Origin of the sequence: Vibrio sp. 10N.286.49.C3 (genome assembly GCF_041469545.1) — a bacterium.
Taxonomy (GTDB): Bacteria; Pseudomonadota; Gammaproteobacteria; order Enterobacterales; family Vibrionaceae; genus Vibrio; species Vibrio tasmaniensis_A.
In genome coordinates, this window is record NZ_JBFRKT010000008.1 from 1 (window position 1) to 18,666 (window position 18,666).

At 45.8% G+C, this 18,666-nt stretch carries 16 protein-coding genes; 10 read left to right on the top strand and 6 right to left on the bottom strand.

The window, feature by feature from the left end:
• Positions 1 to 74: 74 nt before the first annotated feature.
• Positions 75 to 1,262: an MFS transporter gene (locus AB4180_RS02950; protein ID WP_102249480.1), complete on the bottom strand. Its 1,188-nt coding sequence runs from the start codon at positions 1,260 to 1,262 to the stop codon at positions 75 to 77.
• Between the two features lie 281 nt (positions 1,263 to 1,543).
• Here AB4180_RS02950 and AB4180_RS02955 point away from each other — a divergent pair, with 281 nt between their 5' ends.
• On the top strand, positions 1,544 to 2,425 hold the full coding sequence (locus AB4180_RS02955) for a LysR family transcriptional regulator (protein WP_017067576.1): 882 nt from the start codon (positions 1,544 to 1,546) through the stop codon (positions 2,423 to 2,425).
• A 154-nt stretch (positions 2,426 to 2,579) separates the two neighbouring features.
• On the opposite strand, the gene AB4180_RS02960 is transcribed toward AB4180_RS02955, so the two are convergent.
• The gene (locus tag AB4180_RS02960) at positions 2,580 to 3,086 is read right to left on the bottom strand and encodes a hypothetical protein (protein WP_102249479.1); all 507 of its coding nucleotides are present in this window, start codon (positions 3,084 to 3,086) and stop codon (positions 2,580 to 2,582) included.
• 139 nt (positions 3,087 to 3,225) lie between these two features.
• Positions 3,226 to 3,792 carry a dihydrofolate reductase family protein gene (locus AB4180_RS02965; protein WP_102249478.1) on the bottom strand — a complete coding sequence of 189 codons (567 nt, stop codon included), beginning with the start codon at positions 3,790 to 3,792 and terminating at the stop codon, positions 3,226 to 3,228.
• A 60-nt stretch (positions 3,793 to 3,852) separates the two neighbouring features.
• Here AB4180_RS02965 and AB4180_RS02970 point away from each other — a divergent pair, with 60 nt between their 5' ends.
• Positions 3,853 to 4,416 carry a TetR/AcrR family transcriptional regulator gene (locus AB4180_RS02970; RefSeq protein WP_102249477.1) on the top strand — a complete coding sequence of 188 codons (564 nt, stop codon included), beginning with the start codon at positions 3,853 to 3,855 and terminating at the stop codon, positions 4,414 to 4,416.
• A gap of 160 nt (positions 4,417 to 4,576) precedes the next feature.
• Complete coding sequence (locus tag AB4180_RS02975) at positions 4,577 to 6,109, top strand: phospholipase D family protein (protein WP_102249476.1); 1,533 nt, start codon at positions 4,577 to 4,579, stop codon at positions 6,107 to 6,109.
• A 98-nt stretch (positions 6,110 to 6,207) separates the two neighbouring features.
• Here the strand turns inward: AB4180_RS02975 and nfsA are convergent, their stop codons facing one another.
• The 3 genes from nfsA to AB4180_RS02990 form a co-directional block, all read right to left on the bottom strand.
• A complete protein-coding gene (nfsA, locus tag AB4180_RS02980) occupies positions 6,208 to 6,930 on the bottom strand; it encodes an oxygen-insensitive NADPH nitroreductase (protein WP_012600115.1) in 723 nt (240 codons plus the stop codon).
• 222 nt (positions 6,931 to 7,152) lie between these two features.
• Positions 7,153 to 8,265, bottom strand: a complete 1,113-nt coding sequence (locus AB4180_RS02985) for an OmpP1/FadL family transporter (protein ID WP_102249475.1) — start codon at positions 8,263 to 8,265, stop codon at positions 7,153 to 7,155.
• A gap of 127 nt (positions 8,266 to 8,392) precedes the next feature.
• On the bottom strand, positions 8,393 to 9,793 hold the full coding sequence (locus AB4180_RS02990; RefSeq protein WP_102249474.1) for a DUF1254 domain-containing protein: 1,401 nt from the start codon (positions 9,791 to 9,793) through the stop codon (positions 8,393 to 8,395).
• Between the two features lie 242 nt (positions 9,794 to 10,035).
• Between AB4180_RS02990 and AB4180_RS02995 the strand changes: the two genes are divergently transcribed.
• The 7 genes from AB4180_RS02995 to AB4180_RS03025 all read left to right on the top strand — a co-directional run bounded on the left by AB4180_RS02995 (position 10,036) and on the right by AB4180_RS03025 (position 18,561).
• Positions 10,036 to 11,187, top strand: a complete 1,152-nt coding sequence (locus AB4180_RS02995) for an anaerobic sulfatase maturase (RefSeq protein WP_102249473.1) — start codon at positions 10,036 to 10,038, stop codon at positions 11,185 to 11,187.
• 17 nt (positions 11,188 to 11,204) lie between these two features.
• The gene (locus tag AB4180_RS03000) at positions 11,205 to 12,101 is read left to right on the top strand and encodes a LysR family transcriptional regulator (RefSeq protein WP_048614421.1); all 897 of its coding nucleotides are present in this window, start codon (positions 11,205 to 11,207) and stop codon (positions 12,099 to 12,101) included.
• A 186-nt stretch (positions 12,102 to 12,287) separates the two neighbouring features.
• A complete protein-coding gene (locus AB4180_RS03005; RefSeq protein WP_102249472.1) occupies positions 12,288 to 13,826 on the top strand; it encodes a sulfatase-like hydrolase/transferase in 1,539 nt (512 codons plus the stop codon).
• A gap of 61 nt (positions 13,827 to 13,887) precedes the next feature.
• Entirely contained in the window at positions 13,888 to 14,565 is a 678-nt protein-coding gene (locus AB4180_RS03010) for a hypothetical protein (protein WP_048669077.1), read from the top strand.
• A 12-nt stretch (positions 14,566 to 14,577) separates the two neighbouring features.
• Positions 14,578 to 16,008, top strand: coding sequence for a DUF1254 domain-containing protein (locus AB4180_RS03015; protein ID WP_102249471.1), 1,431 nt, complete (start codon positions 14,578 to 14,580; stop codon positions 16,006 to 16,008).
• Between the two features lie 176 nt (positions 16,009 to 16,184).
• Positions 16,185 to 17,429 carry an NADH:flavin oxidoreductase/NADH oxidase family protein gene (locus AB4180_RS03020; RefSeq protein ID WP_102249470.1) on the top strand — a complete coding sequence of 415 codons (1,245 nt, stop codon included), beginning with the start codon at positions 16,185 to 16,187 and terminating at the stop codon, positions 17,427 to 17,429.
• Positions 17,430 to 17,646: 217 nt separating this feature from the next.
• Positions 17,647 to 18,561, top strand: a complete 915-nt coding sequence (locus AB4180_RS03025) for a LysR family transcriptional regulator (RefSeq protein ID WP_012600117.1) — start codon at positions 17,647 to 17,649, stop codon at positions 18,559 to 18,561.
• Positions 18,562 to 18,666 lie beyond the last annotated feature (105 nt).

Below are 18,666 nucleotides of genomic sequence, written 5' to 3' on the forward strand. Positions count from 1 at the left end.
CTTAAACGATCGGCATTAGAACCTAGGTTCGGGCTTTGTTTTTTCTATCCTTGCTAGATGCTAGATGCTAGATGCTAGATGCTAGATGGAACAGCTTGTTGTGCTTGCTTCTTATCTAACGCACCACTGAATCGAGTCAGAACAAGAGCGATCAAAACGATCACCGCACCTACCCAAGGGGTGTTCATTAATCCAGATTTCGCGACAATCAAACCACCGCCCCATGAGCCCAATGCAATACCGACGTTGAAGGCGGCAATGTTCAATCCAGAAGCGACATCGACTGCGTCTGGTGTGTATTTCTCAGCCAGTTTCACAACATACACTTGTAGTCCTGGAACGTTGCCGAATGCGAATGCACCCCAAACCAAAATGGTAGCAACACCTGCGTAAGGGTTTACTGCGGTAAAGTTGAATACCATCAGTACCGCGGCTAAACCTGAGAAGATAACGGTCAGCGCTTTAATCGGGCCCATCTTGTCGGCCATTTTACCGCCCCAGATGTTACCTACCGCCACTGACACACCATAAACCAACATGATTAAACTGATAGAGCTCGAATCAAACCCTGATACGTTTTCCAGTATTGGAGCAAGGAAGGTAAAGGCTGTGAATGTGCCGCCATAACCTAGTGCTGTGATAGCGTAAACCAACAGTAAGCGTGGTTGAGTTAGAACCTTTAGTTGTGCCGAAATCTTCGCCGCTGGTGGTTGCTTAAGGTTGCTTGGAACCAAGATAGCGCTACCGATAAGAGCAATAAGACCAAGCAGAGCAACGATCAAGAAAGTCGCTTGCCAGCCAAAGGTTTGGCCGATGTAAGTGCCCAGTGGTACGCCGGTTACCAATGCAACCGTTAAACCCGTAAACATGATCGCGATGGCACTGGCTGCTTTATCTTTTGAAACCAAACCTGTCGCGATGGTCGATCCAATCGAGAAGAACACACCATGGGCAAGACCGGTCAAAATTCGTGCGGCGATCAGCGTGTTATAGCCCGGAGCTTGCCACGCCAATAAGTTACCAATGACAAACAATGCCATTACGGTTAGCAGCACCGCTTTACGATTCCATTTCCCGGTTAATGCCGTTAATACTGGTGCGCCAATAGCAACGCCAAGCGCGTATAAACTGACTAATAGGCCTGCCGATGGCAGAGATACATTCAAGTCGCTCGTCATGGTAGGAATCAAGCCTACGATGACAAATTCTGTGGTTCCGATGGCAAAGGCGCTGAGCGTCAATGCAAGTAATGCTAGTGGCATAATCATCTCTCTTACTGTTCTTTGTTAAATACCGAGCGCGATAAAATGGGGCAGCTTGTTACTGCAATAGGTGCGCTTCATTTGATGGCGAGGATTATCTAGCAAAATATATTTGTGAAAAATGCCATCATTAACAAATAACCTTTGTTAAATTTGCAATAATTAAAGAGTTAGCCGATCATTGGGTTAAGCTGATGAGATCGAAAAGGCATAGATGATTTGAGCTGTGATGATCACAAGCGAGATGACATTAAACAAAATGAAAATAGTGAAGGAGCCTCATGTTAACCCGTTCAGATGATTTAGAAATGGTACTCACCGTTGTCGATGCTGGTGGTTTTTCTGCGGCGGCAGAGGCGTTGGATGTGCAGGTCGCCAAGGTGTCTCGTTCGGTGAGTAAGGTTGAGTCGCAACTCGGCGTCTCAATATTCAACCGAACAACGAGACGCGTGGAATTGACGGAGGAAGGACGGCAGTTTGTCGATTCAGTCAGGGTGGGATTACAGATGATTCAGAGCGCGGAAGAAGAAATCGTGTCGCGCGGAGAGTTGCCAAAAGGTCGTTTAAGAGTCGATGCCGCCAGTCCATTCGTATTCCATCAGCTAGTGCCGTTGGTGCAGTCATTCAAAGAGGCTTACCCAGACATTGAGTTGGAACTCACTTCCAACGAAGGCTTCGTTGATCTTCTCGAAAAGAGAACTGATGTTGCGATTCGAATCGGTAAGCTGTCCGATTCAACACTGCACGCTCGACCGTTAGGTAAAAGCTTACTCCATATTGTGGCGTCACCTGGTTATCTCGCTAAGCGTGGGCTACCCACCAAACCTGAAGATTTGAGTTCGCATCAAATTGTGGGGTTTGCGGGTAACAAAGTGCTTAACCATTGGCCTTTACCAAATCAAAGTGATGTCGCGCCTACTGTGACAGCCAGTAATGGTGAAACCGTGCGTCAACTAGTCTTAGCTGGAAATGGGATTGCTTGTTTATCGGGGTTTATGGTGCAGGAAGATATGGCAGCAGGGCGTCTAATCCCTATTCTGGAACAAGACAAACTTGCCAACACAGACCGAGAGCGAGTGAATGCGGTTTATTACAAGTCGTCCTCTGTCTCTAAACGTATCTCGGCGTTTATTGACTTTATTCAGCCCCGTTTGAGCTTGTAGGAAAGAATGAAACACTCTTTAGCAGCACACAGCCAAACCGTTATTTGCATCGTTTGAGAACGGGTATTCGTATCAATGTTTAGAGAGCACATATTGTTGTATTGAGATTCGATCAGTGGATGTGATCTCAATAGCGTTTACTGACTTTCAGTGTTTAAAAACCGCCCGCCCACGCATCAAAATCGTCAATATTGTCGAGTTCTTGCTGGCTTCTTGGCACAGGGTAATAAGGCAAGGCTAACCTTTGAACGGAAGGTTGCAGTTCCCAATCGGGCGTAATCTTGAGTCGGGTTAATTCATCGTTGAGGCGCACAAACATATAGTAGCCATCGGCATGGGTATTGGCGTAACTCGCGATAGTTGCGATAGTTGCGATATCACCGGAAGGTAATTTTACGTCTCGACCGAGTGGATAGAGTTGGTGCAATGCGAAACTCACCTTGGGATCTTCAAGTTTGCCTTGCTTAAAGCGCTCTAATCCGATGGCGGTTGAAGTAGTGCGCGGCTTCCACCCTGTGAGGAACAATCCACTCAAGTTATCTTGGAACGGCTTACCCTTCCGATTGCCTTCATTGGTAATGAATTGAACCGTCAGCGTGTCTCCCGATTCTTGCAGAATTTCTAAAAACTGTTCACCAGTGCGATCGACCAAAAGCTTCATAATATCCAGCTACCATCAAGAATGAGAGACGATAAAGGGTACTACTTTAGGGGAGGCTTGTGTAGAGACGGTAAAGCTTACGTCGCGTGAACAATGTTTTCGGTGTTGATCCTTTCATGCCCTTAGAGCAACAACAGCTTTAACGCTTACGTAAGTAATGCGTTTGCACTATCTCATCAAGGTATGTCGTGACGCCTTTCAATGTAAAATCGACCGGAGATACTAAGTCACCAAATAACGGGGACCCGCCACCAAGCACGACAGGAATGGTCGAGATGATCAGCTCATCAATCAGGTCTTCTTTCATGAAGTTTTGAATGGTGATGCCGCCATCAATGTACAAGTTCTTTAGGCCTTTGTTATTCAAATCCGCGACAATCTGTTTAAGCTCGCCCTTCATCAAAAATACTTTACCTTCAAGCTCTTGAGGTACTTCACTTAAAGTGTTGCTCAGTACATAGACTGGCTTGCTGTAAGGCCAATCAATGCCAAAGCTCAACACCATGTCCATTGTATTACGTCCCATAACCAGCGCATCGATACGATCGGTATGAGCGTTGTAACCCATGTCGTCACCGTCTGGATTTGGAATCGCTTGCAGCCAATCTAAGCCGCCTTGTTTGTCTGCAATGTAACCGTCAAGGCTGGTTGCGATGAATACAATATTTGACATTTTTAACTCCGATATCGATGAGAAACTTGGCATCTACACGGTAATAAATTAGAATATTCTACAGTGTAGAAATAAAGTTTAAGAGGTGACGGTATGACTGTCAAGGATCAGAAACGAGGTCGACCAAAGAGTGGATCAAGCCAACTCAGCGCAGAGAGAATTCTCACTATTGCCAAAAGCATGATGCGAGAGAGTGGCAAAGTGCCAAGTATTCGAGGGTTGGCGACAGAACTCGGGGTCGATGCGATGGCCATATACCATTACTTCAAAAACAAAAACGATCTGCTTGAGGCAATCACAGTTTCTTTGATTGAAGAAGTGGCACAGCTAGAGCTGAATCAAGACTGGCAAGATAACCTATATCGGCTCAGTGTGAGTTACTTGTCGATGCTCAACGAATATAGAGGCTTGTTAGAGACCTTATTGACCATGAAATCCCTCGGGCCGATGGAAGTGTTTAGTGAACGTTTTGAAGCGGTGTTGAACCCGTTAGCGTTAACCGAAGAGCAAACCAAAAATGCGTTGGACTTGCTGGTGGATTATTTACACGGCTACGCTTTGGCGTTGAACTGCAACCCAGACCGAACAGAGCTCACTATTGAAATGGTCGAAAAGCCGCTGAGTTTATACTGTTTGGCGCTCACTCAACTTAAGTGATCTTTAGGCAATTTACTGACCTTTAAATTTATACTGGATAATTACCTATAAATTTCAGACTTTAGCAGTAATAATCAATGAATAGATCGGAATAGCTTGTTCATTGAAAAGCTGTCCGGAAAGTTTCTAAAGACGCCATCGTGAAAAGGAAGTCAGATACATGCCTGTGCTCCAACGCATCAGTTTAACGTTAATCTTAATCGCCGTTTTAGGTGGGTGTTCTTCACTTCCTGAAGGCATCGATCATCCAACAGAACCGCCAACCTCTCCTGCACCTAGTTCTTTATCGGTTCTAACCAATGAATTTCAGCCTGAAGCTTTAGATCAAGGCACTACTGCGGTTCGTCTGCAAGAGTCTGGTTGGGATGCTTTGGCACAGCGATTGGCGTTGGTTGAAAGTGCAGAGCACACCATTGATATTCAATATTACATCTGGAACTCTGACGAATCGGGCAGGTACCTAGCGAGTCGTTTGTTAGCCGCGGCTGAGCGCGGTGTGAAGGTTCGCGTAATGCTGGATGATATCAATCTCAATGAGCGTGAAGGCTTATTATCAGCACTGGATGCACACCCGAACGTCGAGATCCGAATCTTCAACCCAACACCAACACGCCGTGGCTTTAGTAAGTGGTTGAGCTTCCTTGGTGATTTCTCTCGCTTAAACCGCCGTATGCACAACAAGTCGTTTACTGTCGATGGCACCTTGTCTGTGGTTGGTGGGCGTAATATTGGTGATGAATACTTCGACCTTTCTGATGAAATCAATTTCCGAGATCGCGATGTATTGGTGATGGGCTCAGTCGTTACCACTATCCAAACCAGCTTTGTCGAGTACTGGAATAGCCGTTGGTCTTACCCTGTCGATATGCTGGGTGATGACGAACAACCTGATCTCTCAAAGATAGATAATATTGTCGTTCCGCATTATCAAAATTACCCTGAGTTACCATTAGATCGTAAGGCTGCGGATAGCTTACTGAAAGAGGTGATTGGTGAGATGACATGGGTGAATGCGCGTTTTGTTTACGATCAGCCCGTCCCTGACGATTCAGACAATACCGATGAACCGAAAGCGACCGCGATTCTTCTAGGGAAACTGGCGAGCGAATCGAAACAAGAGATCTTGTTGGAATCGGCTTACCTTGTATTCGATGATGGTCAGCTTGAAGAGTGGCAGGTATTGAACAACAAGGGCGTTGAGATAAAAGCGCTAACGAACTCTATGGCCTCTAATGATCTGGTGACTAATCACTCCGCTTATGCGGGCAGACGTTACGACATGTTGGATCATGGCATCGACCTGTTTGAGCTAAAACCAGAATCTAAGCTGTGTGAAGCATCGACTCAAGACGTGTCTAAATGTGCACCTGAGACGGCCTATGGCTTGCACGCTAAATCAGTCGTATTCGACCGCAGCATCGCGAGCATCGGCTCATTTAACTTCAACTTGCGCTCTACCTATCTCAATACTGAATCGGTTTTGATCATCGAGAACAAAGAGATTGCTGAAACGTTAGCAAAAACTATTGAGCAAGCAATGAGTGACGACAATAGCTGGCGTTTGGAACTGGAAGACGGTGATGTGTATTGGTATTCAGGCGATCAAAGCTGGGACAGCGAACCAGAAACGGGTAAGTGGGAACGAATGCAGTCAGGCTTCCTACAGCTGTTACCGATTGAGAAATATCTGTAAGCTAGCCGCCTCGGATAAATAAAAATGTCAGCGTATTGTACGCTGACATTTTTGTTTGTGCTGCTGTTTGCTGTGGTTTGTTGCAAGCTCTTAACGGCTTAACGCTTGGTCAGCTGCTTGCTGTTCAAGTAAGGCAGGATATGCGGGCGAGATTCGCCAGACAGCTTTTGAGTGATCTGCTGTGACCAACTGCTCTGCTTTTGGTTGCTTGAACGGCTTGCGTAGTAGCTTTGCATTGAATCATCGTAGCTGGCAATTTCATCTAAGCTCAACGGTTGGTATTGATTTTCGTGCATGACCACGTGAGCAGGAAGGCGAGGTTTGACTTCAGGCTGCTGCGCAGGGTGACCTAAACACATACCAAATAGCACGGCCGTGTGTTGTGGAAGTTCCAGTAGTTCATCGACTTGTTGCGCGCTGTTACGCAAGCCACCGATGTACACGCCACCTAAACCAAGAGACTCCGCAGCCAGCATACAGTTTTGCGCCATGATGCCAGAATCGACTGCGCCAATCAGGGTCAGTTCAGTAAAGTCGGTTTTCACTTCAGGGTTGATTTGAGCGTGGCGTTGATAGTCGATACAGAACACCAAAAACTCAGCCGCGTTCTCAACATAAGCTTGGTTACCTGCGTATTCGGCTAGCAGTTTTCGCTTCTCTTTGTCTGTCACTCTCACGATAGAAACAGCCTGCAGTAAGCTCGATGATGAAGCCGCGAGACCAGCCTGAATAATCACATCAAGTTGTGCTTTTTCAATCGGTTGATTTGTATATTGACGAATGGAGCGGTGCCCCAGAATAGTTTCAATCGTGCTGTTCATAACTCTCAGACAGTCCTTGTGATGATGACGTAGAGAATCACAATAACGACTATTATCATGAGCGTAAAGGGTGTTTGAGTCTTTCTGGTTGGCAGAATGATATTCATGAATTTAAAAGGATTGCTGTCACAGCCAATCCTTTTTTTACCGTTTCTTGCTAGAAGCTAGAAGCTAGAAGCTAGAAGCTAGAAGCTAGAAGTGAATCACGCTCAAGAGTTCGCTTTAATGGCGAAGAGACAAAGTGATGAAGTGAACTCTGTTGGTCGAGTAGCTGCCAGAAGGCTGAAATAGTCCTGAGTCAGCATTAATTTCACCATGGCCTAAATCTTGGTATTGGTAGCTCAACCCTAAATGTAAGTCATTGGATATCTTCTTCTCAGCGCCGAATCCGATACGCCACTGTTTATCGAGCGGGAGTAACACATCTCTGTTTTGACTGCTAACAGGGCTTGTGTCACCGCTCAGCCCGCTGTACAGCAACCAATCCTCATATGCGTATTCCACACCAACCCCAAGAGAGTAGGTGGTTGAGTATTTGTCATCATGATCTTGCCATGTCTCCATGTTGGAGCTGAGTAGAAGGTTTAAGTCTTCATCTAATGAATGCTTCAACCCTAAGTTTAAGCTTCGAACCCATGTCAGTTCAGAGCTAATTCCAAAAGCGTTGGCGTTATCAAGGGAAAGGTCGTGATCAAATTGGCCCTGATAACTGACACCCAATTGTGTGTTGTCACTGACGTGGTGATTGAGACTTAGGCCGAACCCTAGGTCGAGGCTATCTCCTTGAAGCTCTCGACCATTCAATGCTTGAGTTTCAAGCGCTGCGTGCTGCAATATCAAAGAACCACCAAGAGACAGTTGTTCATTGACCTGATATGACAATGACGACGTTAAGTTGAGTGCCGAAATGCTATTTTCTTTGATCAATAAAGCAGGGTGTGCGCCAACGCCGTGTGAGTATTCAACGCCAGTGCCGCCAGCTGCGTGCAATGCTGCGCCGACGACCCATTGGTCATTGAGCCTTGATGCGTAAGACAAATGAGGGAGAACATCGGCGCTGCTTCCTGTGGTCGAAGCCGAGTTATCGTCACGGACAAAAGTGGTTTCAACATTGAGGTATTGAACGCCGAGAATCCAAGCGCTTTCTTCAATAGCCGATAACCCCGCAGCATTGGTGATCACGGCGGATGCATCGTTCGCGGTTACGTTTCCTGCGCCTGCTGTGCCAACGCTTTTGGTTGTCGCAATCTGAGATAGATTTAACCCTCCCGCGTGAGCGAGAGAGCTGACTATCCCTGTTACTAACAGAGACAGTGTGATGAAAGGTGTTTTCAAGAATAGAACCTCATTTTCAGTGTATGAGTTATGTTGCTAGCAGTTTGAGTCATGTATTTGGGGAGAGAACGAATTGCCACGAGCGAACATTAAGAACGCCGTGGCAATCGACTTGACCAAGTTGGGGCTAGAGCTTTTCAACTTGTGGCAGTGGATATTCATTGTCTAGAACGGCTTGAGTCGGCTCATACAGACGCATGTGAAGATAGAAGTCATCTTGAGGTGCAGGCAGCCAGTTACACGTAGGATCGGTTGGTTTTGCGTATTGAATGCATATTGGCAATGTGCCGTCTTCTGCGTATTTCAGTTCATCCTTACGATTGGTTGAGATGGAGTAGCGTTGAATGAAGTTCTCAACCATGAACAGGTTTTTAGCGTCGTACATGGTCAAAGACCAAAAGGCGTCAGCGGGTGCATCAGCTGGCATGGTCATTCGATATTGATTGTCTCCCGACAGCTGCTCACCATTCGAGTCCGTGTATCGGTTTGGATAGAGTGCTCGCTCTGGCACATTCAAACCAGCCGCACGCATATTGATGCTCGCTCGGCTCAGGTAATCATTTCCGTAACGGCCACCCTCGTACATCATCGACCAGCCATTATTGACATCACCGATGCTTCGACCTGCGTATTGAATGATCTGTTGTGAAGACTCAATCGCGCGCATTAGCCCTTTTTTCTGTGCTGAAGTTAGTGCTTCAGGGTTAAAGGGGGTCGATCCTCCAATACCAATTTGCTGGAATTGATCAACGATGGCAGCATCTTCTGGAATCGGGTTTTTACGTAGTTCACGGTCAATTAGCGAATACCACTCTAACCCTTCAGGCCTCGCCATGGGTGGGATACGACCTGTCGAAGCTTTGAGCTCTACGATGTCATGCTCTGCGCCGAGTTGATCGAGTGGGTAGCTGAGGAATTTATCGTGAATAACCAGTGCGTCATTGAGGTCTTGCTCGCCAAACACGCCCGTTCGTTGAATCAACCAAACCATAGGAGTGCGAGATTCTACGACACGATCAATTCCCTCTGGTACTTCACCAGCCCATCCTTTGTTAACCAACAGCACTTTGGAACCTTGGTCGCCTACATTCTTCACGTGCAGATCTTCAATCGAATCTGAGTAAGCATCCAATAGCTGAACAATGTAGTAACGGTTATCGGTGCGAGGAATATCAATCACCATTGGACCTGATAAATCCAGATCGTAGTGAGCTTGTGAGTAGAGCGTATCGTTGTTGACGGTCGGTACAATCCTATCCTGAGGTCCGGATAGAACGCGTGTTTTACCCATCTCATTCAATGGTGCCATAGCGTTGTCCATCGGCGCATCAACAGATGTGGTCGTTTGCCTAACCGCAGCCACGGTTAATGGACCCGTACCATAGATAAATGCTTGAACACCTAGATTGTAAGCGAGCTCTTCTTCAGGATTAATAGATTGTTGGGCAAGGGATGGCATCGCGATAATACTGGATAAAGAACACACTAAACTGGTCAGTACACTTTTCTTATAGAGGAGCTTTCTCATAGAACACCTTAGATCGTAGGAACAGAATTAGGCATTTATCATATGAGCAAGTGAGATTAAGGAGTGTAATAGCCGATATTAAGGATGTTAATAGTCTCTTTTTACCTTTCAAGTTGTTGTTTTAATTAACATTGATTTAGGGTGGTGAAGTGCCCCTACGACGTGTGCGAGTAGGGTGCTTGAGGCGCTATTGTTTGATTGATTTTCGGTTGATATGTTGGCAAAAAAGTACGGGAATCGATATGAACACATCTACTTATCCTTTTAGCTTATTCATTAAAGCAGAAGGGGCTCAGTGCAATCTGGATTGTAGCTACTGCTATTATCTCAATAGACAAGATGGCGATAAAAGATCGTCAATGTCTCTGGACATGATGGAGCAAATTGTCGGTGCTCATATCGACGCGCAGCCAATGAAAGATCAACAAGTGGATTTTATCTGGCACGGTGGCGAGCCTATGTTAAGAGGGCTCGATTTCTATGAAACGGCGATAAAAGCACAGGCAAGCAAAGCGACGAAAAAGCACGTCGTGAATACGATGCAGACCAACGGAACCATGATTAACGATCGCTGGGCGAGTTTCTTTGCTAAACACAATTTCATGATGGGCATCAGTATCGATGGCCCCAATATTCTGAATGACATCGCTCGGATCGACAAAAATGGCGAGTCGTCTTTTGAACGCACAATGCGTGGCATGTCTTACCTAAAGAAGCACAATGTTGATTTTAATACGTTAACGGTCGTGAACAATAAAACCTACAAACACGGTAAAACGATCTATCAGTTTTTGGTTGAAAATGGCAGTGGTTACATGCAGTTTCAACCTTGTATCGATCATGAGTTAGACAGGCGAACAGGGCATGATTGGTCGTTAACCGGTGAGCAGTGGGGGCAATTTCTTTGTGACTTGTTTGATGCATGGAGCGCCAATGATGTCGGTAAAGTGTATATCCAGTTTTTTGAAAACTGTTTAATGGTGTTGATGGGCTACCAAAGCCAAATGTGCCATCACAGCGCGACTTGTGGACAGCAATTAATGGTTGAGCATGACGGCAATGTTTACAGTTGTGACCATTATGGGTATCAAGATCATCAATTGGGCACCATGAACAGTGATAAGCTTGCAACTATGGCGAGCTCACCAGAACAAATCGCGTTTGGCACCAACAAATATGAAGAGTTAAACAGTACTTGTCGACGTTGCGACTTTGTTGAACTCTGCCAAGGTGGTTGTCCTAAAAACAGAATAGCAACAACCGAAGATGGCAGTCCGATGAATCATTTATGCCAAGGGTATGAGATGTTTTTTCGTCACGCATTACCCAAATTATTGCCAATGGTAGAAGCGATGAAAAAAGGGTATTCGCCTGCGTACTTTCCACTTTTCTAAATCACTTGGAGTAGGGCATGACCAAAGACCTAAACTTACTGCGGCTCATTTTGGTGCTTAATGAAACTCGTCAAACGGTGAGTGCAGCCAAAGCCTTGAACGTAAGTCAGCCGACGATCAGTGTCATGCTTCGTAAACTCAGAGAACAATTTGATGATGAATTGTTTGTTCGAGATAAAGCAAGGCTTGAACCCACCCCAAAATGCTTAAAGCTTATCGAAACCTTACCTCTGCTATTAGAGCAACTGGACAACCTTTACATACCCAATGATGAGTGGGGCTTGGAAGATTTAAGAGGGGAGGTTCAAATCATGTTGCCTTCCCCGCTGTTGATCCCAGTGGGTGTGCCATTAATCAAAAAGCTGACCAAAGAAGCGCCGCAAGTGACGTTTCAATGTTCACCTTGGTTAGATAACGGCGTCCAGTCCCTAGAGACCAACCGAATGTGTTGGGGAGTGAGCTATCTTCCTATGGACGTCAATAAAACCCTGACTGAACGCCCAGTTGGCTTTGATAAGTTCATGTTGGTGCTAAGAGCTGACCACCCAATTCAAGGCAATTCCCTTGAGGACATTCTGAAATACCCACTCTGTATCAATATGATCCCTGGTTACATTCAGCCGTCCAAGACGGAAATGTTGATCAAAAAATACGACTTAGATAAACACATCGGGCTCAGAAGCAACAATATGAATTTGATGCTAGAAGTCGTTAAGGACAGCGACTTCATCTATGTGACATCGTCGAAATGCCGCTATTTGCTTGATCACTCTTATCGCTGTATCGATTTACCGCCGGAACTGTTGAAAGACACCTATCGTCGAGAATTGGCACTGTTTACTCATCAAGCAAACCGCAATAACCCGTTTACGGATTGGCTTCAAAAAGAAATTACGTCGATTATTCAATCCTAGTGTCACGCTACTATTCCTTCTAAATGACTCCCCCTTTCTAACGGCCACTATTAAGAATCGTAATAGTGGCTATCAAGCCATTTTGGACCTCTTTCTTATACCATTTACCTCAACAATGGTTCGCTGAGACATGCACAATTTTCGTTGTGACTTCAGCGATTTACTCATAGTGAATGAGGGTTATAAATGTATAAGTCTTTTGTTAAATCCGCTCTGGCGCTTTCGGTACTGGCGAGCGTCAATGTACACGCAGCGAGCCAACCCAATGTGGTTGCCATCATGCTCGATGATGTGAGCCCAACGGATCTGTCTGCTTACCACCGTGGTTTAGGCGCGGTGGATACGCCGAACATTGATCGAATTGCCGAACGCGGCATGATGGTCAGCGATTACTACGCACAAGGCAGCTCTACCGCGGGGCGCTCTGCCTTTATCACGGGTCAATATCCTTTCCGAACAGGCTTAACGTCTGTCGGTCAGCCGGGCTCTTCACTTGGCCTTCAAAAAGAAGATCCAACCCTAGCCGAAATGCTGAAAGACAAAGGCTATGCGACCGTGCATGTCGGTAAAAGTCACCTAGGCGATAACAGCAGTCACTTACCAACGGTGCACGGCTTTGATGAATTCTTCGGTTTCCTTTACCACCTCAACGTTATGGAGATGCCTGAACAGCCGGAATTCCCAACAGACCCTAACTTCAGAGGTCGCCCTCGTAATGTTCTTCACACCATCGCTACCGAGAGTGTGGACATGCAAGAAGACCCAAGGTTTGGTGTGGTTGGAAAGCAAACGATTGAAGATAAAGGTCCTTTAGGCGCTAAACGCATGCAAACCGTTGATGGCGAATTTTTGGAGTTTGCTACGAATTGGCTTGATAGACATGAAGCAGAGAAAGACGAACAACCTTACTTCATGTGGTACAACCCGACTCGTATGCATCAAAAAACACACGTGCGTCCTGAGTATCAAGGCGCGAGCCAAATCAACACGTATTACGATGGATTGATCGAACTTGATGACCAGATCGGTGTATTACTCGATAAGTTAGAAGATCTTGGTGAAATTGATAACACGATAATCTTGTTTACCTCAGACAACGGCGTAAACCTAGATCATTGGCCTGATGGTGGTTCTGCCTCTTTCCGTGGTCAAAAAGGCACGACATGGGATGGCGGTTTCCGTGTACCAATGCTGGTCAGCTGGCCAGATAAAATCCCTCAAGGTGAATACACCGATGGTTTCATGACTTCTGAAGACTGGGTGCCAACCATTATGGCTGCAGTGGGTGAAGGCGACATTAAGCAAGAGCTGCTAGATGGAAAAGAGTTAAACGGCGAGCGTTACCAAGTCCACTTGGATGGTTATAACCAGCTGGATATGTTGACCAAAGGCGAGCCGAGTCAACGTCATGAGTTCTTCTTCTACAACGAGCAAGATTTGAATGCGTTCCGAGTGGATGATTGGAAAGTGCACCTAAAAACCAAAACGGAGTGGATTGCGCCTCCTGAAGAGTGGCCACTAGGGATGCTCATCAACATCAAGGCTGATCCTTACGAGCGTAGCCCTGATACTCGTGGTTGGTTCTTATGGATGAAAGAGAAGTCTTGGGTATTACCAAAGCTGCAAAAATCAGCGGCGGAATATCAGAAGTCACTCAAAGCGTTTCCACCAAGACAGAAAGCCGGTGGTATTGGTATGGCAGACAAATCAGTGGTTGCTGACTAGCGCCAAATACGACTAATACAAGGTGTGCTGTAACAAGCGCACCTTACTATCGGACAATAATATGAAGAAACCGTTACGTCTGCTCACGGGCACCTTTTCCACTTTTACACTCTCTATCTTTGCGCTTATCCCCTTTGCATTTTGTGTTTCCGCTCAAGAAGAACCTGCCAGTGACATGGCTGATCCAATGGCTGTTTATACGGGAGGTGAAATTATTGCGGGCAATAAAGGGCTTGGCGCTACCTTCCAGTTTGGCGTGAATCGTGGCGATTGGGGTGTGTTGGGTAAGCTGGAAGGCAAAAACAACTTTGAAAACTATCGAGCACGATTCTTCACACCCAATAAGAAAACGGGTACCGGCTTATTTGTTGATGCTGGACACGACTTCTCCAACGACGATCTAACATCGAACTACGCCTCTATTGGTGTGATGCAAGCATTCAAGTTAAGCGACAAATTTAAACTCTATAGCGCCATAACGTACGGACAAATGTGGGAGGAGAGTAATAAATTTGAGGACACGCAAATCATCAGCAGTATCAACTATTTAAAGTACGATTTTGCTGACCAATTTTATCTTCTACTCGCCCCCCAATACACCTACGGATTGGATGGTGAGAACACTCGAGATTTCTCTGCTGAAATGCAGCTGGGCTACAAGGTCGATAGTGACAACATCATCATTTTTAGTGGTGATACTGACAACAACACTTGGATCACCTTCCGTACTCGTTTTTAGTTAGGACATTAAATGATGAAAAAAAACATACTTGCGGCAGCACTGACTTGTGCTTTCATGGTTGCACTTCCGTCTCCGGTACTCGCGAGCCAATCCGTGGACGCGACGAGCGGATCTATTGGGATCAAGACGGAAACTCTACCCATTGAAATGGCGAGTTTAGCGTCGCTCAAAAAGGATAATCAGCTATTGGCACAACTTGCCTATGAGTACGCGTACTCGATAGATGAAGCCTACAAATACTTTTACAAAACCGTCGTTGAGCAAGACTACCCTTTGAATCGATTCCAAAATATTCGAATACTTGCTGACGACACTTACACTGCGCACCCGACGATTAACAATGACACATTACATTTGATGGGTTGGATGGACCTAGCAGCAGAGCCTGTCATCGTTACGATTCCAGACCATGACGACAATCGATACTGGTTGTTCCATACCATGAATATGCAGCACTTTACTGACTCGGCTTTTGGCTCTCCACAACGAGGCACAAAAGGCGGCAGTTTCATGTATGCAGTTGAAGGGTGGGAAGGTGAAGTGCCTGCGAGTGTCGATCAAGTCATCTATGTCGAGCACCCGCTGGTCAAAATGATGGGTCGAATCATGGACCTTGGCGGTGACGATTCTGCAACCGCTCAAAAGTTAATGGATCAATGGAATGTTAGGACGTTGTCGGAATACTTAGGTCAGAAAGGGCCAGTTCCTATTGAGCGCGAGTATCCAGATCCTGAAGACTCTAATTGGGTCGAGCGAACCAATTTCATTCTGTCTGAAGGAACTATGAAGGCACATGACCAAAAGCTGCTTGAACTGTTTGAGTACATTGGCTTAGGAGATGTTGAATTAGGCAAAGCCAGTCATCCATTTACGGCAGAGCAGCTTCGTATGATCGAGTCTGGTCAAAAAGACGGACTGGAACGAATCATTAATGCGGGCTTTGATGATTCACGTGACGTGTTAGGCACTCGCGATGAAATGACCAAGGTTCCAAGCTTTCAGCACGCCTACGGCACCTTAATGGGCCAATGGGGGCTGCCTGCAAAACACACTATGTACAGCGGTGACTTCTTCGATAGTGAAGGTGATGCCCTCGACGGTAGTAAGTATGATTACACGGTGACCTTCGATGCGCCACCGCTAGAAGAGGGTGGTTTTTGGTCATACACGGCCTACAGTGGTGAAACCCGATTGATGGAGAAAAATGACTTAAACCGTCATTCCCGTGGAGACAGAACGCTAACGCCTAATGCTGATGGTAGCTACACCATTTATATGAGTAGCGATGTAAAAGGGCATGAAGATGATCCTAACTTCTTACCTATCCCCGATCACCAATGGTATTCAGTGTTACGCATGTACACGCCCGGTGAAGAGGTAAGAACAGATAAATGGAAATCGACACCGTTCACCAAGGTCAAAAAAACCGCGATAAAGTGATGACTTAAATCGCTTGTTTAAGGTTTTGTTTATAATCGATTAATGCCAGCTGCTATGCCGCTGGCATTTTTTATTGAGCGAAACTTGCTTCGAAATAGGCGTTAAATGCTCAGAACTGTAGAATAAAATAGGGCATACTGGACTGAATATATAAACCAAAGAAAGTAACCACGCGCATGAATCCAATCTGCCTCAACGACCCTTTTTCTCTTCCTAATGGTCAAGTGATTAAAAATCGCCTGTTCAAATCGGCAATGAGTGAACAGCTAGGTGATAAACACCATAACCCTAAGCAAGGTTTAGTCACGCTCTATCAGCGTTGGGCTCAAGGAGGAATTGGTCTATCCATGACGGGTAATGTGATGGTCGATAGGGGTGCGCTTGGTGAACCTAAAAACGTTGTGTTAGATGAGCACAGTGACTTAACCGTATTTCGTGAGTGGGCGAGTGCCGGAACACAGAATGGTTCGCAGATATGGATGCAACTGAATCACCCAGGTAAGCAAATTCCTAAATTCTTATGTGATAGCCCGGTTGCCCCTTCAGCTATCTCTTTAGAGCGCGGATTAGAGAAAGGCTTTAATACGCCCCAAGCTCTGACTGAGACGGAAATAATCGCAATCATTGATAAATTCGCGCTGAGTGCAAAGCTTTCAAAACAAGCGGGTTTTACTGGTGTGCAGATCCACGGTGCTCATGGTTATCTTGTCAGTCAGTTTTTGTCTTCGAGACATAATCAACGCCAAGACAAATGGGGTGGCTCACTCGAAAACAGACTTCGTTTCGTGCTTGAGGTTTATCGTGCGATTCGAAAAGAGGTCGGTGACGATTTCCCAGTCGGAATTAAGCTTAACAGCGCTGACTTCATGAAAGGTGGCTTCACTGAAGAAGAGTCGATGCAGGTTGTGCAAACACTGAGTGATAACGGTATCGACCTGATTGAGATCTCTGGCGGCACCTATGAAAGTCCATCAATGATGGGTTCAAAGAGCAAAGCTGAACCAATCAAGGCCAGCACGGTAAAACGTGAAGCGTATTTTATGGATTACATGGTGAAGGCGAGAAAACTCGTCAGCACTCCGCTGGTGGTCACGGGTGGTTTTCGAACCGCGCAAGCAATGAATGAAGCATTAAACACCTCGGCGACCGATTTTATTGGTATTGCGCGCACAATGGCGGTTGATCCTGATTTCCCTAACAAGTTAATTGAAGACCCTAGCCACGGCATGCCACTAACCGTGCCAACCACAGGAAAGCCCGCTTTAGACAAGATGGCGATGGTCGGGCTGGTTTGGTATGAACATCAGATGTGGCGCATTGCCTCTGGCAAGAACGCCGACCCAAAACTAAGCGCACTCGGTGTGGTGTTAAAAACAATTTTCAGCGCCGGCTGGCACGCTTTCAAAAAGCGCAGAGCGTAAGCAGTCATGGATTGTTAAAGCAGAACTTTGAGGAATTGAAGTTCTGCTTTTTCTATGATGATTTATTGTTTAGTTTGTCTAGATAGTAAGAAAGAGCTAAAGATCGTTAAGCGAATCAATCGTCAAATGAGCCATAATGAGAGAGATCTTCGCTAAGTTAGCGTTTATCGCCAGACGGCTAAATATCTCCCTGACCAAATTTTAATGACAGGTAACTATGAAACAATTGGATCTCAATTTAATCCGCGTTTTTCTGGTTTTGCTAGAAACCCAAAATACTCGCATTGCTGGCAATAAATTGGCGCTGAGTCAGCCCGCAGTGAGTAAAGCACTAGGGCGATTGAGAGAGTACTTTGATGACGAATTGTTTACTCGTGTCCATTCCGGTTTGAAGCCAACTCCACGTGCGTTAGAGCTTGGTGAACGACTGCCAATGATCATGGAAAGCTTGGACGACGTGATTCTTGAAACTCCAAGCTTTGACCCTGCCGAGTATCAAGGCAACATCACGATTGCGATTAACGGTTTTATCTCGAACTGGCTTGGGGCGCGTTTATGCCTTGGTCTCATTCAAGAAGCGCCCAATGCTCAAGTCAATATCGTTAATTGGGGCTCTCAAACGCTGAAAAAATTGTTGGATGGCGAGATACAAGCAGCTATCAACTTTTCTCCAATCGACACGAATAAGCAGTTTACCCATCAGATTATCGGTGAGGATGACTTTGTCGGGTTGGTTAAAACCGGCCATCCATTAGCTGGCAAAGTGATTTCACAGCAAGAGATAGATGAAGCGGAATACGCGAGTTTGGTGATACCGGGGTGGAATGATATTCAGCCTTATATCGCCAAGCATTTGTCGACAGAGCAGCTTAAAGTGAAAGCAAGAAGCTCGTATTTGCACACGCTATTAGAGGTCATTAAACAAAGTGACATGATTCTACCGTGTTCCAAGCAGCTTGCTCTTTATCTTAATGAAGAGTTCGATTATCTCTCTTTTCCTGATTATGCACCGGAAGAGCTCAAAAAAATCGTGCTGGTGGAATCTCATAACAAGAGAATGCACCCGATGAATCAATGGCTTAAGCGAAAAATTATCACTACCTCCCAAACCATCATAAAAGAAAAGCAATAAGCCTCTCAAATGAGAGGCTAGGTTATTGTTAGTAGTTGTTATTGTTAGCAGCTGTTATTGCCAGTTAATTAACACTAATCACTCGCAACTCAGTCGTTATTCCCC

Coding starts and splice junctions, on each gene's coding strand:
- AB4180_RS02990 (WP_102249474.1), bottom strand. CDS start 9,793: ATGAGAAAGCTCCTCTATAAGAAAAGTGTACTGACCAGTTTAGTGTGT.
- AB4180_RS02995 (WP_102249473.1), top strand. CDS start 10,036: ATGAACACATCTACTTATCCTTTTAGCTTATTCATTAAAGCAGAAGGG.
- AB4180_RS02965 (WP_102249478.1), bottom strand. CDS start 3,792: ATGCCAAGTTTCTCATCGATATCGGAGTTAAAAATGTCAAATATTGTA.
- AB4180_RS02955 (WP_017067576.1), top strand. CDS start 1,544: ATGTTAACCCGTTCAGATGATTTAGAAATGGTACTCACCGTTGTCGAT.
- AB4180_RS03025 (WP_012600117.1), top strand. CDS start 17,647: ATGAAACAATTGGATCTCAATTTAATCCGCGTTTTTCTGGTTTTGCTA.
- AB4180_RS02975 (WP_102249476.1), top strand. CDS start 4,577: ATGCCTGTGCTCCAACGCATCAGTTTAACGTTAATCTTAATCGCCGTT.
- AB4180_RS02950 (WP_102249480.1), bottom strand. CDS start 1,262: ATGCCACTAGCATTACTTGCATTGACGCTCAGCGCCTTTGCCATCGGA.
- AB4180_RS03020 (WP_102249470.1), top strand. CDS start 16,185: ATGAATCCAATCTGCCTCAACGACCCTTTTTCTCTTCCTAATGGTCAA.
- AB4180_RS03005 (WP_102249472.1), top strand. CDS start 12,288: ATGTATAAGTCTTTTGTTAAATCCGCTCTGGCGCTTTCGGTACTGGCG.
- AB4180_RS02960 (WP_102249479.1), bottom strand. CDS start 3,086: ATGAAGCTTTTGGTCGATCGCACTGGTGAACAGTTTTTAGAAATTCTG.
- AB4180_RS02970 (WP_102249477.1), top strand. CDS start 3,853: ATGACTGTCAAGGATCAGAAACGAGGTCGACCAAAGAGTGGATCAAGC.
- nfsA (WP_012600115.1), bottom strand. CDS start 6,930: ATGAACAGCACGATTGAAACTATTCTGGGGCACCGCTCCATTCGTCAA.
- AB4180_RS03015 (WP_102249471.1), top strand. CDS start 14,578: ATGATGAAAAAAAACATACTTGCGGCAGCACTGACTTGTGCTTTCATG.
- AB4180_RS03010 (WP_048669077.1), top strand. CDS start 13,888: ATGAAGAAACCGTTACGTCTGCTCACGGGCACCTTTTCCACTTTTACA.
- AB4180_RS03000 (WP_048614421.1), top strand. CDS start 11,205: ATGACCAAAGACCTAAACTTACTGCGGCTCATTTTGGTGCTTAATGAA.